This window comes from Pseudomonas sp. Pseusp11, from assembly GCF_047304405.1.
Classification (GTDB): domain Bacteria; phylum Pseudomonadota; class Gammaproteobacteria; order Pseudomonadales; family Pseudomonadaceae; genus Aquipseudomonas.
Window position 1 is genome coordinate 226,005 of sequence record NZ_JBGLZF010000003.1, and the last position, 14,005, is coordinate 240,009.

Consider the following 14,005-nt stretch of genomic DNA (forward strand, 5'->3'; position numbering starts at 1 on the left):
GCTCCCTCGCCACAGGTTATCCAGAGCCCAAGTCATGGGTTTGACGCCAGATTTTCGCCCCAAAAATTGAATGGTCATTTATCAGACTCGCCACTAAAGTGGCATCCGGCCTGTAGAGTAGGACACTCGATCAGCCTCCTTTCGCACGGTGAATCAACGATTGACCCATAACGCCATCCAGCGGCTTTTGCTCAAACGCTTTGCCCTCGCGGCCGGCACCTATGCCCTGGCCTTGCTGCTGGTGTGGCTGGCGTTTTTTACCGGCCATTACGACGACTCCCTTGCCGGCATGGTGATCGGCAGCGTGTTGACGGTGTTCAGCCAGGCCGTGTTGTTCGCGGTGTTTTACAGCGGCACGAACCTGCGCTGTTCCGACCCCAGCCTGACCGAAGTGCAGATACTGCTGGGGCTTGGATGGCAAACCTGGCTGATCGCCCATCTGGACGAGGCCCGTGGTGCGTTTCTGGTGTTTTACCTGCTGATTCTGTTGTTTGGGTTGTTTCATTTATCGCGCGTGGCTTTTGTGCGTTGCGCGTTGTTGGTGTTTTTCAGTTTCAGCGCCGTCACGTTATGGGAGCTCTACCACTTCCAGCTGCACGACCCGACGCAGGCCCTGTTGCAGGTGTGCGTGCTGTTTGTGGTGCTCGGCTGGCTAGTGCTCTATGCCCGCTACGTCCAACTGTCGCGCCAGCGTATGCGTCAGCGGCGGTTCGCCTTGCAGGCGCATCAGGACACCCTGCGCGGAATGATGCGCCAGCTCGAAGGCCTGGTGGCGACCGACGAACTCACCGGGCTGTTCAACCGCCGGCATTTCCTGCGCCTGGCCTCCCGCGAGTTGAGCGCCATGGAAGTCGGTGTCGTGCACGGTTTGGCGCTGATCGACCTCGACCACTTCAAACGCATCAACGATGTTCACGGCCACGCCGCCGGCGATCAGGTGTTGCAAGCATTCGCCGGGGTGGCCACGGCCTGCCTGCGCGATGGCGATATTCTGGCCCGCTATGGCGGCGAAGAATTCGTGGTGCTGTTGCCCGATTGCGATGCCGAGCGCCTGACGGCGTGTTGCGAGCGCTTGCGCATTGCCTTCATGGATGTCGAATTGGTCGGCCTGGAGGTCGCCCACCTCAGCCTGTCGGCGGGCATGACCTTATTGGAACTGGGCGACGATCTGGATCACGCCTTGCACCGCGCCGATCAGGCGCTGTACCGCGCCAAGCGTGACGGCCGTAACCGTTGCGCGGCCGCCTGGGAGAATGTCGATGCCTGAGTTACGGGTCGGCGAGCGCCAATGGGCAGTGGCGGTAGGCAGTAACCTGCTCGATGCCCTCAATCAAAACGGTGTGCCGGTGCCCTATAGCTGCCGCGCCGGCAGTTGCCATGCGTGCTTGGTCAAATGTGTCGAGGGCCTGCCCAGCGACAGCCGTCCCGATGCCTTGAGCAATGAACAGCGCCAGCAGGGTTGGCGGTTGGCCTGTCAGTGCCAGGTGGTTGACGATCTGCAAGTCGAAACCTTTGACCCGCTGCGCGATGGTCTTGCCGCGCAAGTGGTCGCCAGCGATTGGCTGAGCGCCAGCGTGTTGCGCTTGCGCCTGACCAGCGAGCGACCGTTGCGCTATCAGGCGGGGCAGCATCTGGTGTTGTGGGCGGGGCAGGTGGCGCGGCCATATTCTCTGGCCAGCCTGCCGGAAGAAGACCGCTTTCTGGAATTCCACCTCGATTGCCGTCAACCGGGGGAATTCAGTGACGCGGCGCGTCGCTTGAAAATCGGCGATCCGATTCGCCTCGGCGAGTTGCGCGGCGGGGCGCTGCATTACGATCCGGACTGGCACACCCGACCGCTGTGGTTGCTGGCGGCCGGCACCGGTCTGGGGCCGTTGTTCGGCATCTTGCGCGAAGCGTTGCGTCAGCATCACCAGGGCGCCATCCGCGTCATTCACCTGGCCCATGATGCCAGTGAGCATTATCTGGCCAAACCCCTGCAAGCCATGGCCGAGGGCCGTGAAAACCTTAATGTCGAGCTGTGGACGGCGGCCGAGTTGCCCGCGGCTTTGGCGCAACTGCGCCTTGTTTCCCGGCAAACCCTGGCCTTAGTCTGCGGAGCACCCGACAGCGTCGACGCCTTTGCCCGGCGCCTGTACCTGGCGGGTTTGCCGCGCAATCAACTGCTGGCGGATGTCTTTGTCCCCCATGGTTGAACGCTGATTTTTGTGGCGAGGGAGCTTGCTCCCGCTGGGCTGCGTAGCGGCCCCAAAAGTTTGTGAGCGCTGCGCACTGGAGCGCCAGCCCGGTCAAGCGGGAGCAAGCTCCCTCGCCACAGTGGATCCTCTCAGATCAGGACTCGCCATGCCCGACGCCATCCAGTTTGAACGTGAGCGCGGTTTACTGACCCTGCGCCTCAACCGCCCGGAAAAGAAAAACGCCCTGACCCGCGCCATGTACAGCCAACTGGCGGAGGGCTTGCGGCTTGCCGACAGCAATCCCGACATCAACGCCGTGCTGATCATCGGCAGCGCCGAGTGCTTCACGGCTGGCAACGACATCGCCGACTTCATCCAGCAACCGCCGGGCAATCTCGACAGCCCGGTGTTTCACTTCATGCTCGGCCTTCTTGAGTGCCGCAAGCCAGTGATCGCTGCGGTCGCAGGCGCGGCGGTGGGGATCGGCACGACGATGCTGCTACATTGCGATCTGGTTTATGTCAGTGCGGATGCGAGGTTGCGCATGCCATTCGTCAATCTGGGGTTATGCCCGGAGTTCGGCTCCAGCCTGATCCTGCCGCGTTTGCTCGGCCATGCCAAAGCGGCGGAGTTGTTGTTGCTCGGCGAAGGTTTCAGTGGTGAACAGGCTGCCGCGTGGGGGATAGCGACTGAGGCCTTGGGCAGTGGCGAAGCGGCATTGGCCAAGGCGCGGGAGATGGCGTTGCGTTTCGAGTCGTTGCCGCCGGAGGCGGTGCGCATCAGCAAGCAATTGATGAAAGCGCCGGGTCGGGAACAGCTGCGCCAAGCCATAGAAGAAGAGGGTGCGTTATTCACCCAACGGCTGCGTTCGCCGGAGGCGTTGGCGGCGTTGTCGGGGTTTATCAACAGGCATTGAATTTGCGGTGAGCCCGAAAAGATCGCAGCCTTCGGCAGCTCCTACAATGGATCGGCGTTCACCCTGTAGGAGCTGCCGAAGGCTGCGATCTTTTGATCTTGAAAACCAAAAAGCCCCGCCATTCACATGGCGGGGCTTTTGTTTTTCAGCGAGCGGTCACTCAGACCATCGGGTCGCCAACGTGCAGGATTTTCATCCCGTTGGTGCCGCCGGTGGTGTGGTAGCTGTCGCCCTTGGTCAGGATGACCCAGTCACCTTTCTGCACGACGCCGCGCTTGAGCAACTCGTCGATCGCGGCCTGGCTGACTTGCTCGGCCGGCAAGGATGCCGGGTCGAACGGTACGGTGTAGACGCCACGGAACATCGCCGCGCGGGCCTGGGCTTCGCGGTGCGGGGTGAACGCGTAGATCGGCACCGAGGAACGGATGCGCGACATGATCAACGGCGTGTAGCCACTTTCGGTCAGGGCGATGATCGCCTTCACACCCGGGAAGTGGTTGGCGGTGTACATCGTGGCCAGGGCGATGCTCTCGTCGCAACGTTCGAACGTCTTGCCGATGCGGTGGCTGGAGGTCTTGCTGGTCGGGTGCTTTTCCGCGCCGATGCAGATGCGTGCCATGGCTTGCACCGCTTCCAGCGGGTACAGGCCGGCGGCACTTTCCGCCGAGAGCATCACGGCGTCGGTGTAGTCGAGCACGGCGTTGGCTACGTCGGACACTTCGGCGCGGGTCGGCATCGGGTTCTGGATCATCGACTCCATCATCTGGGTCGCGACGATCACGGCCTTGTTGTGGCGACGTGCGTGCAGAATGATTTTCTTCTGAATGCCCACAAGCTCAGCGTCGCCGATTTCCACACCCAGGTCACCACGGGCAACCATCACCGCGTCGGAGGCCTTGATCAGGCCGTCGAGGGTTTCGTCGTCGGCCACGGCTTCGGCGCGTTCGATCTTCGCCACCAGCCAGGCAGTGCCGCCGGCTTCGTCGCGCAGTTGACGGGCGTATTCCATGTCGGCGGCGTCACGCGGGAAGGACACCGCGAGGTAGTCGACTTCCATTTCGGCGGCGAGCTTGATGTCGGCCTTGTCTTTCTCGGTCAGGGCCGGCGCCGTCAGGCCACCGCCGCGACGGTTGATGCCTTTATGGTCGGACAGCGGGCCGCCGATGGTCACGGTGCAATTCAGTTCGGTGGCGGTGGCGGTATCGACGCGCATCACCACGCGGCCGTCGTCGAGCAGCAGCTCGTCGCCCACGCCGCAGTCTTTCACCAGGTCCGGGTAGTCGATGCCGACCACTTGCTGGTTGCCTTCGGTCAGCGGATGGCTGGTGGAGAAGGTGAACTGATCACCGATCTTCAGCTCGATCCGCTTGTTGGCGAATTTGGCGATACGAATTTTCGGGCCTTGCAGGTCACCCAGCAGGGCGACGAAGCGGCCGTGCTTGGCTGCGAGGTCACGCACCAGCTTCGCGCGAGCCTTGTGCTCGTCGGGGGTGCCGTGGGAGAAGTTCAGGCGGGCGACGTCCAGGCCAGCCAGAATCAACTGTTCAAGAACTTCCGGCGAGTTACTGGCCGGGCCAAGGGTAGCGACGATTTTGGTACGACGGACGGACATGCAAAGACTCCTGAGTTCAAGCGCAAGCAGAGGCTACTATGGTCCTGAGGTGTAGTCATTGTTCGTTTGCACTACTTTTTTGCGAAGAACTTGGTTATTGCCTTCTTTATTGAACCCCGCAACTTTGCCGCACGCCAGCCTGAAGATTTCCGACAACGGGTCGATACAGAGCGCAAGACAGGAGATCCCCCTATGCGATTCGTGCTCATTGCCGTCCTTGCCCTCAGTGCTGCGGGCTGCACCCGTTGGTCGATGGACCATCATTTGAATAATGCCTACAGCGCCTACGAACGCGGCAACTGCGAGCAGGTGATGCTCGAACTGTCCAAGGTCGATCGCGAAAGCCGTTCCCGTCGTTACGTGCAGCCGGAAGTGACGATGATGCGCGGCCAGTGCCTGGAACGGCAGAAGCTGTTTATCGATGCGGCCCAGACTTACCAGTTCATCATCGCGGCCTACCCGCAAAGCGAGTATGCCTACCGCGCCCGTGCCCGGCTGGAAACCCTGGAGAGCCTGGGGCATTACCCGACCCGTAGCGCTACGCAGGTACGCCCGACCCGGTTCTGATTGAGGTTGTCCTACAAAGGCTGGCTGACCGGCGGTGGTGAGCTATAGTCGAATAGATCGATTTAGAGCCTTGCCTCTAATCGAGGTTACACCTGTGATCGGCAGCAGTAAGCGGCAGCGGAAGGGTGGACTGTCGCACCAGGATCGGGGAGAGCGCGCCCATGCCTCTATCAATAGAAGCAGGCCCGTTCCGAAGCATTAGTGCGGCCCTGCTTAAGGGCCTTGCATGGCGAATGACCCATGTTCACCGACCGCCGGATCGAGCGGCATCAACTGCCGTATTTTCTGAGAGTGTTCAACAGCGTCACCGACAAACCCATCGGCTTTCTGGGCAACTTGTCCAGCGACGGGCTGATGCTCATCAGCCAGTTGCCGATGATGGTGGGCGTCGACTTTGACCTTCGAATAAAAATCCCCGCCAGCGACGGCTGCCAGCAGGTCATTGACCTGACGGCGTGTTGCCTGTGGTGCCACGAAGATGCCACGCCACACCATTACGACGCCGGGTTCAGCCTGCAACGGGCACCGCCGGAGTATGGGCAGCTGATGGAGGCGTTGACGCAATATTTCAGCTTTCAGCCGTTGCCAGCCTCTGCCTGAAAAGCCCGCAGCCTTGTAGCAGCTGGCGCAGCCTGCGTTCGGCTGCGCAGCAGTCGTAAAATCAGCACTCGCGGTGAATCAGGTAGACCGTGCACCTCGGTTTTACGACTGCTATGCAGCCGAGCGCAGGCTGCGCCAGCTGCTACAGGGATTTGTCGCTACGTCGTTTTTATCGCCTTCTCGTTATCCAGCGATCGCTCCACCAGCATCAACCCCAACTCACTCATCCGATAAATCGCCATGGCCAGATGTCGCTGCTTGTCGTTCAGGCTTTCAGCCAGATCGAGCAGCAGAATGCTGACCGTCGAAAAGGTTTCGTAGGTCTCGATGTTCAAGGCTTCGGGATTGGCATCGGGGACAACGGTGAACATTTTCATGGATCGTTCCTCGGTGGGGCGCTCGTTGGCAAAACACGGCTCAGTGTTTTCCTGTTTTAGATAGTGATCTAGAGCCCTGTTGGCAGCTTCTTGGAGTTTTCTTGAGTCGAGGGTTCCGTAGGGGGAACGCGGGATGGTATTGCGTGGATTGGGTCGAGGCATTAACACGGTTAACTCCTTGTTGGAGCTACCGCCGATTCGGAGGTAGACGAATGGACGGCAGCGAGGGAAGGAGAACCTTATGTCGGGACGGACAGCACCCACAATCAGCCCGGGTCGCTGACACTTGTAGGCAGATGCGCTTCATTCTGTAGCCGTTAGCGCTGCTATTCGAGAAGTCGGGAGGAGGACAACAAGCAGATTACTGACCATGAGCGTCAGTTGTTACCCGATGAGAGGCATCGGGTAACAACCGAGGAGAATTGCGACTCTTGATGGTTAGCTAGTCATTAGGGTCATTCTTTTTTGGAACCTGTGATTCTTTAAAATCGGTGGAGATAGAAATAAGTGCCAAAGAGATGAATTCTTGGTTTCGATCTATCGTTTGCATTGCACATCGGATGTTATCCGCTACTTCGGTACCCCCTCGTTGCGCCACCCAATTCGATAGTTCTTCTATAGCGGCGCCCAAAGCCAGTTGGTTCTCATTGATCTGCGTTAGCACTGAAGCAAATAGGTTTGTCTCGTCCATGATTGATTCCTTGTGATAGAGCTTTCAGGGGATTGGTTTTCGTAAGTACCCGGATTGAAGGCCTGTCGTACGTGCTCGCACGTCATATTCATGTAGACATCGTGATATGACGATTTTATATACGATGCGACGTTACATCGTCCCAGCTTTTTTCCACCCCAAATACGCCGTCACCAACTCGGCCCCCAACTCCCCAGGCCGAGCATCCACCACCGGCACTCCATGAGCACTCAACCGCTCATGGAGTTGCGCCCGGTCATTCAAATAATCCACCGTCCCGCAATAGGCCAGCGCCTCTGGCAAGGTCTGCACCGGGGCGTGCCGTAGATTGTCGAGCAAGTCTTCACGCAGGCTCGCCACTAGCACCCGATGCAGTTTGCTCAGGCGCTTGACGGCGGTCAGTAGTTCTTCATCGTCTTCATCCCGCAAGTTGGTCACCAGCACCACCAGTGCCCGGCGTTTTTGTCGGGCCAGTAGTTGCGTGACGGCAGCCTGGTAGTCGGCCGGGCGTTGGGTGCTGTCGAGGTCGTAGACGGTGTTGAGCAACACGTTGAGCTGGCCTGTGCCCTTGACCGGGGCAAGGTAGTGCGGATGGTTGCTGGCGAAGGTGCTCAAGCCCACCGCGTCGCCCTGGCGCAACGCGATGTAGCTGAGCAACAGGCAGGCATTGAGAGCGTGATCGAAATGCGCGAGCTCGCCGTCCTGGCTGCGCATGCGGCGGCCGCAGTCGAGCATGAAGATGATTTGCTGGTCGCGCTCGTCCTGGTACTCGCGGGCGATGGGGGTGCGTTGGCGGGCGGTGGCTTTCCAGTCGATCTGGCGCAGGCTGTCGCCTTCGCGGAATTCGCGCAGTTGATGGAACTCCAGGCCCAGGCCGCGACGTTGGCGCTGGCGTACGCCGAGTTGGCTGAGCCAATTGTCCACCGCCAGCAACTGGCCGCCGTAGAGGCGGGCGAAATCGGGGTAGACGCGGGTGGTGTCGGGTATGTTGAGCAGGCGTTTGTCGGACCACAAACCCATGGGGCTCGGCAGGTTGATTTCGCAGTATTCGAAGCTGAAATGACCGCGCATGAGCGGGCGCAGGCGGTAGCTGATCTGGCTCTGTTGGCCGGGTTGCAGTTCGACCGACAGGGGCAGGTTTTCGAAGCTCAGGCCGTCGGGTACGTGGTCGAAGATCTGAATGTTCAGTGGCTGGGTAAAATTATGCTCGGCCTCCAGTCGCACTTCGCTCCATCGACCGAGCGCCAGGCTGCCGGGCATTTGTCGCTGGAGGCGCGGTGAGGGCAAACGCTTGAGGCGAATGGCGTCGAGTATCGCCAGGGCCAACAGGGCTAGCAGTAATCCCCAGTTGATCGATAAAAGGCTTGAAGGAACGGCGATGTCCAGCGCCCGTAAGGCGCCCAGCACGATGCTGATGGCCAGCAAGGCCGCAAGCCAGGCCAGTAGAAGCCGGGATGGTTTCATCGGCACACAGTTCCTGTGGCGAGGGAGCTTGCTCCCGCTCCAGTGCGCAGCGCTGGCAAGTTCTTCGCCCTATCAGAAATGTTGGGGCCGCTTCGCAGCCCAGCGGGAGCAAGCTCCCTCGCCACAGGGGTGGTCCGCATGGCCATGTTCACAGGCGTGGCGCCGGCACTTGGTCGAGCAGTTGCTTGAGCACCTGATCGACGTCCAGCCCTTCGATGTCCAGCTCCGGGGCAATCCGCACGCGGTGACGCAGTACCGCCAGGGCGCAACCTTTGATGTCGTCGGGAATCACGAACTCGCCTCCTCGCAACAAGGCGCGGGCACGGGCGCACCGTGCCAGGGCGATGGAGGCGCGAGGCCCGGCGCCGAGAGTCAGGCCTGGCCAGGTGCGGGTGGTGCGGGCCAGGCGCACGGCGTAATCGAGGACCTGATCGTCCAGCGGCAGATCGCTGGCAATGCGCTGCAAGGCCAGCACGTCCTTGGCTTGCAACACGGTGCGCAGCGGTTGTACATCGAGCATGTCGGCGCGGGTCGAGCGGCTGACCTGACGCACCATGTCCAGTTCCTGATCAGCCTCTGGGTAGTCCATGCGTACCTTGAGCATGAAGCGGTCGAGTTCGGCTTCGGGTAACGGGTAAGTGCCTTCCTGTTCGATCGGGTTTTGCGTGGCCAGCACCATGAACGGTTGGGCGATGGGCAGGGCGCGGCCTTCGAGGGTGACCTGGCGTTCCTGCATGGCTTCGAGCAACGCGGCTTGGGTTTTTGCCGGTGCGCGGTTGATTTCATCGGCCAGCAGCAGGTTGGTGAACAACGGGCCTTTGCGTAGTTTGAATTGCTCGGTCTGCAGGTCGTACACCGCGTGCCCGGTGACGTCGCTGGGCATCAGGTCCGGGGTGAACTGGATGCGGGCGTATTCGCCACCGAAGCAACGGGCGAGGGCGCGCACCAGCAACGTCTTGCCCAACCCCGGCACGCCTTCGAGCAGCACATGGCCGCCGGCGATCAGGGCGGTGAGCACATCGTCGATCACGGTGTTCTGGCCGATCACCGCTTTTTGCAGTTCCGTCCTTACCGCCTGGGCCAACTGGCTGGCGCGCTGGCGCTGCTGGGCGGCATGGGTCTGGGTGCCGGGCTCGATCTGTTCACTCATGATAAGGCGTTCCTCAAGGTTTGCAGGTGGGCGACCTGACGGCTGAATTCAGCGCTGGACAGCCGCTGTTTCGGTCGCGGGCTCATGGCCTGGCTGATGGCGCGTGTGGGTTGGCCGGTCAGGCGTGCGAGCACCAGCCATTGTTCGGCGACGCCGAGTTGTTCAAAACCGGGATGACGGTGGCGGACACGACGCAGGATGTCTTGCTGCAAGGCGTGCAACAGGCTGTGCTGACCGCTGCGGCGCAGCATGAAATCGGCACTGGCTCGCAGGTGTTCCTGAAGATGCCGACGCGCCCTTGGGGCCGGCTCCAGCAACGGGCCGCTGCGCACGCCAACGTGCCAGAAACCCAAAGCGATCAAGGCGATCAGGGCCACCAGGGCTTGGGGAAAGTAACGCCACAACAAGGTCAGCAGACTGTCGTGCTCGGTATTGAACAGCAGGGTCACATCGGTGTCGGCCGTCAGGTACCACAGCAACCAGGCGTTGTCGTACTGGTTGATGGCTGGGGTTTTCCAGAGGTCGGCGTCGGTGACCACGGTGATCGAACCCAGCCCGTGGCTCAGCTGCATCATGTGCGTGGCCTTGCCACTGTTGGCCCAGGCCTGGGCGAGGTTTTTCGGGTCGTCGAGGTGGAACGCGGTATCGAAGCTGAAGTAGGCCGGCGCCTCTTCGTTTTCCAGATAGAGCTTGGTCAGTTTGGGGTAGGGATCATCGCGCAGATCGGGAGGCGAGTCCTTGAGGTCTTTGCTCAGGAACTGGTGCAACTGCACCCGGTCGAGCAGCAGGTCATTGCTTTGGCCGGTTTTCTCATCCCACAGGGCTTCGGCGACGAATACCAGGCGCCCACCGGCCCGGGTCCAGTTCAACACCTGATCGACCTGGCGCGGCGACATGTTCGACCGGTCGCCGAGCAACAACAGGCTGTGCTGACGTGGTTCGAGGGTCGGCAGGATGTCGAGACTGTTGGCGTGGCTGACGGTCAGGCCCTGTTTGCGCAGAAAATGCTCGGCGGCCAGATAGGGATTGGCCTGGGCTTCAGGGGACGGGCCGTGTTCGATTTGTACCTGATAGGGCGTGGCCTTGAAATACAGGTAAACACCCAACGCGCCCAGAAGCACGACGATGAACACGCCGACCGCCAGCCATGCCCTGCGGTTCAACGGACCGCTCCGGGGCCGAACAACGCACGCCAGCCGTCACACAGTTCCTGTTGCAAATGCGCCGGTGGCAGGCGATGCCCGTAGGCCATGTTCTGCCAGTGTGCGGTCAGGTTTTTACTGAAGGCCAGCAACGCCGGTTGTTTCAACTGTTCAACGCGCTGAAGCACTTCGCCTTCGGTGTCGGCGGGTTTGAGCGTCATATTGAAGTCGTTCAGCAAGTGGCTGAGCAAGGCGCGATAGAGCAAGCCAAGGGCTTCACGCGGGTTGGTTTGCCAGAGGCTTTCGGCGCTGGCCGCGATATCGGCGGGCAGGGTTTCGCGGTTGAGGTCCAGGCCGAACGCCTGCTGCGGCAATGGTCGCGTCACTTTATGGTTCAACGCCGGCCGGCGGCTGACGAACGCCTGCAACCAGTCGCGGTAACGCCAGATCAACAGGCCGATGGCGCCGATCACCGCGCCCCACAGCAACACTTCGATCAGGTTGGCCAATGCGCCGAAACGTTGGCTGTCGAGCAAACTGAACAGCGCTTTCAGCCAGGCGGGTGTTTGACCACCGTGCGCGGTATCGTCGGCGGGCTTGTCTTCGCCAAACCGATAGCGGGTCACCGTTTCCTTGTTCTTGAACGGTGGCTGTTCGAGGATGGCCTTGATGCTGTTTCGGGATGCCTGACTGGTCAGCGGTTGCTCCAACAGGCGCGGGCTGTCCGGTGACATGTCCGGTTCGGCGGCCCAGACGCTTTGCCCCGTCGGCACCAGCACAAACGCCGCCAGCAGTAGCGTGATGACTGCGCTGCTCAGGCGTTGGCGCAAGCGGCGGAACACCAGTTCGATGTCCCAGGCTTCCAGCCGTGTGCGCCGGTTCAGGTAAAGGCTGAAACCACAGGCGACATAAATCGGTTCCCAGACCACCAGCACCAGGGCGTAAAAAGCATTGGTCAGGTGTTCCAGCCAGCGCCAGTCTTGTGTGGCGGCGGCAATCAAGGTCTGCCAGCCCCAGTCGATTTCGACCTGCAGTGGCAGGAGCATGTAGAACAGCACCATCAGGCCGATCCACAACGCGGTTTCCAGGTGCACGCCGATGATCGTCAGCCATTGCGCGGCACCGGCATTACGCTGCAACAGCACGCGTAAACGCTGTTGTCGTGCTTCGCCCTCCAGGCCTTCGAGTTGCACCACCGGCATCAGAAAGCTGCGGCTCAGGCTCAGGCGGCGCCAGGTCAGGCTGGCTAGTAGTTGCGGCGGGAGCAGGCGCGGCCATTGGCGCAGGGCCTGTTTCAGTGTGGGTGTTTCGCCGAACATGGCTTTGGACAGGATGTACAGCGGTAGCCGGTCGAACGCCGGTTTGAGCCACCAGAACAGGAACAGGGCGAGGGAGGGCGACTCCCACAGCATGAGGCTGAGCAAGGTAAAAATCGGTAGGGTCACGATCGCCCAACTGGTCATCAACAGGCGTCGATGGCGCTGACTCAGCAGCACCCCCAGGTCCATGGCTTCCCAGTTTGTGCGTGGGCGAATCACTGCACTGGCGTCACTCAGGCGCATGGCGGGTCCGTCCGGCAAACAGCAGATAAGTCGCGACCAACACCCAGAGCGCTGCGCCGACCAGGTATTTGGTCAGCGGCGTGACTCCGGTCCGCGACGACCAGTAGGCTTCTATAAACGCTGCAATCAACAAAAGCAGCATGACTCCGCAAATCAGCAACACACTCTTGCTCGCCGCCACTCGCAGGGCTTCGGCACGGGGCAAACGTCCCGGCGCGATCAACGCCCAGCCCAGTTGCAGGCCGGCGGCACCGGCCAGGGCAATGGCGCTCAGTTCGAAGGCGCCGTGACCGATCACGAATGACCAGAAGGTTTGCCCGTAGCCGATGTGCGTCAGGTGCCCGGCCACCGCACCGATCATCAAGCCGTTGAAGAACAGGAAAAACGCGCTGCCCAGGCCAAACAGCAAACCGCTGGCGAAGGTCTGAAACGCGATGCCGATGTTGTGCATGATGTAGTAACCGAACATCTCCCAGTCTTCACTGGCCGCCCGTTCTGCCAAGCGCCCCAGATGACCGGCGACGGGGTCGTACATGCTTTGCATCTCACTGACCTGCTCGGCCGGGATCAGGTTGTAGACCAGTTCCGGGAACAGATACACCAGCAGCCCGATGCCAATCAGGCTGCCAAAAAATATCAGGCTGGCGGCAAGCACGAAACGCCACTGTTCGCGCACCAAGCGCGGGAAATCGGCAAGGATGAAGCTCAGCACGTTGGCCCTCAGCCAACTGCGATGCCGATAAAGCTGTTGATGCCCGCGCAGCACTTGTTGCTGTAGCGAGTCGACCAAAAAGCTGCTGTAGCCACGCTCCTGAGCCAGGGCCAGGTGTTGGCAGAGCCGTCGATAATCGCTGGGGAAGCTGGCGACTCGCGAGGTTTCCTTGCCGCGTTCCAGCCGTTCGAGCATGAGTGCAAACTGCTCCCATTCGGTCTTGTGGCGGCTTTCGAATAGGCTTTGCTTCATGTCGGGCCCAACAGGCCGCGGGCGATGCCGTTGAGTTCGGCCACGGCCTGCGGCGCTGAAACGTGCAGCGGTTGCGCGAGTATCGAGGCGAGTTCGCTTGCCCGCGCCTCGGAGAGTTCACCCTGACGCTCGGCAAACCCGAGGATGGCGCGTTGCTCGGTCAGCGTCAGCGCGAAAGCGGCACGGCGCGGCGGGGCATCGGGTAACTGCGGTCGGGTGAGCGGTTGTTCGCGGTAGATCACCAGCGTGCCGGCGGCCAGATCGCCGAGGCGTTTGAAGGTGGGATGTTGCAGGCAACTGATGGCCCCGAGGAAGTAGCCGAACGGCAACATGTCGACAAATCGCAACAGGTTACGCAGCAAGGACGCGGACCAGCCGATGGGGGTGCCATCGTCGTGCACCACGCGCAACCCCATCCATTGCTTGCCCGGCGAGCGCCCCTGATTGAGCACCTCGAACAGCACCATGTACCACCAGCTCACCACGAACAGCAAAATCGAGCCAAGCCCGGCGCCGAGTTTGCCGAGGAACGCCAGCACCATGAACAGCAGGCCCAGGATCAACCCGCGCAGGCCCAGGTCGATGGTGAACGCCAGCGCACGGACCATCAACCCGGCCGGGCGCAGTGGCAAGTCGATGCCTTCGGGCGTTTCGACCTGATACCGCGTGTCCAGTGGCGGGGCCAGCGTTGCTTTCCGTGGCAGTGCTGTGGTCTCGAGCATGGGAAACCTTGATGGGCCTGGTACGTCCGATGCTAGCAGCCTCTCGGGGGAAAACGACATA

The 14,005-nt window shown here is 61.1% G+C and carries 14 protein-coding genes; 5 read left to right on the top strand and 9 right to left on the bottom strand.

Features of this window, described 5'->3' with window-relative positions:
• Nucleotides 1–160 precede the first annotated feature (160 nt).
• The 3 genes from ACCC96_RS03765 to ACCC96_RS03775 all read left to right on the top strand — a co-directional run bounded on the left by ACCC96_RS03765 (nucleotide 161) and on the right by ACCC96_RS03775 (nucleotide 3,093).
• Nucleotides 161–1,267: a diguanylate cyclase domain-containing protein gene (locus ACCC96_RS03765; RefSeq protein ID WP_413695029.1), complete on the top strand. Its 1,107-nt coding sequence runs from the start codon at nucleotides 161–163 to the stop codon at nucleotides 1,265–1,267.
• Nucleotides 1,260–2,195: an iron-sulfur-binding ferredoxin reductase gene (locus ACCC96_RS03770; RefSeq protein WP_413695030.1), complete on the top strand. Its 936-nt coding sequence runs from the start codon at nucleotides 1,260–1,262 to the stop codon at nucleotides 2,193–2,195. Before ACCC96_RS03765 ends, ACCC96_RS03770 begins: the two co-directional genes overlap by 8 nt.
• Nucleotides 2,196–2,343: 148 nt before the next feature.
• On the top strand, nucleotides 2,344–3,093 hold the full coding sequence (locus ACCC96_RS03775; protein ID WP_413695031.1) for an enoyl-CoA hydratase-related protein: 750 nt from the start codon (nucleotides 2,344–2,346) through the stop codon (nucleotides 3,091–3,093).
• Between the two features lie 160 nt (nucleotides 3,094–3,253).
• On the opposite strand, the gene pyk is transcribed toward ACCC96_RS03775, so the two are convergent.
• Nucleotides 3,254–4,705 carry a pyruvate kinase gene (pyk, locus tag ACCC96_RS03780; RefSeq protein WP_019651405.1) on the bottom strand — a complete coding sequence of 484 codons (1,452 nt, stop codon included), beginning with the start codon at nucleotides 4,703–4,705 and terminating at the stop codon, nucleotides 3,254–3,256.
• A 192-nt stretch (nucleotides 4,706–4,897) separates the two neighbouring features.
• On the opposite strand from pyk, the gene ACCC96_RS03785 reads away from it, so the two are divergent.
• Together ACCC96_RS03785 and ACCC96_RS03790 are read left to right on the top strand one after the other, a co-directional pair.
• Nucleotides 4,898–5,272, top strand: a complete 375-nt coding sequence (locus tag ACCC96_RS03785; protein WP_413695032.1) for a tetratricopeptide repeat protein — start codon at nucleotides 4,898–4,900, stop codon at nucleotides 5,270–5,272.
• Nucleotides 5,273–5,512: 240 nt separating this feature from the next.
• Nucleotides 5,513–5,872, top strand: a complete 360-nt coding sequence (locus ACCC96_RS03790) for a PilZ domain-containing protein (protein WP_413695033.1) — start codon at nucleotides 5,513–5,515, stop codon at nucleotides 5,870–5,872.
• Nucleotides 5,873–6,030: 158 nt separating this feature from the next.
• Here ACCC96_RS03790 and ACCC96_RS03795 read toward each other — a convergent pair whose 3' ends face one another.
• The 8 genes from ACCC96_RS03795 to ACCC96_RS03830 all read right to left on the bottom strand — a co-directional run bounded on the left by ACCC96_RS03795 (nucleotide 6,031) and on the right by ACCC96_RS03830 (nucleotide 13,944).
• Entirely contained in the window at nucleotides 6,031–6,411 is a 381-nt protein-coding gene (locus ACCC96_RS03795; RefSeq protein WP_413695034.1) for a DUF6124 family protein, read from the bottom strand.
• 280 nt (nucleotides 6,412–6,691) lie between these two features.
• Nucleotides 6,692–6,940, bottom strand: a complete 249-nt coding sequence (locus ACCC96_RS03800) for a hypothetical protein (protein ID WP_019651409.1) — start codon at nucleotides 6,938–6,940, stop codon at nucleotides 6,692–6,694.
• Nucleotides 6,941–7,072: 132 nt separating this feature from the next.
• Nucleotides 7,073–8,404, bottom strand: coding sequence for a DUF58 domain-containing protein (locus tag ACCC96_RS03805; RefSeq protein WP_413695035.1), 1,332 nt, complete (start codon nucleotides 8,402–8,404; stop codon nucleotides 7,073–7,075).
• A gap of 148 nt (nucleotides 8,405–8,552) precedes the next feature.
• Nucleotides 8,553–9,554, bottom strand: a complete 1,002-nt coding sequence (locus ACCC96_RS03810; RefSeq protein ID WP_019651411.1) for an AAA family ATPase — start codon at nucleotides 9,552–9,554, stop codon at nucleotides 8,553–8,555.
• A complete protein-coding gene (locus ACCC96_RS03815; RefSeq protein ID WP_413695036.1) occupies nucleotides 9,551–10,717 on the bottom strand; it encodes a DUF4350 domain-containing protein in 1,167 nt (388 codons plus the stop codon). The genes ACCC96_RS03810 and ACCC96_RS03815 overlap by 4 nt, the downstream gene beginning before the upstream one ends.
• A complete protein-coding gene (locus ACCC96_RS03820) occupies nucleotides 10,714–12,258 on the bottom strand; it encodes a DUF4129 domain-containing protein (protein ID WP_413695037.1) in 1,545 nt (514 codons plus the stop codon). Before ACCC96_RS03820 ends, ACCC96_RS03815 begins: the two co-directional genes overlap by 4 nt.
• Entirely contained in the window at nucleotides 12,245–13,222 is a 978-nt protein-coding gene (locus ACCC96_RS03825; RefSeq protein WP_413695038.1) for a stage II sporulation protein M, read from the bottom strand. The genes ACCC96_RS03820 and ACCC96_RS03825 overlap by 14 nt, the downstream gene beginning before the upstream one ends.
• The gene (locus tag ACCC96_RS03830; RefSeq protein WP_019651415.1) at nucleotides 13,219–13,944 is read right to left on the bottom strand and encodes an RDD family protein; all 726 of its coding nucleotides are present in this window, start codon (nucleotides 13,942–13,944) and stop codon (nucleotides 13,219–13,221) included. The genes ACCC96_RS03825 and ACCC96_RS03830 overlap by 4 nt, the downstream gene beginning before the upstream one ends.
• Nucleotides 13,945–14,005 lie beyond the last annotated feature (61 nt).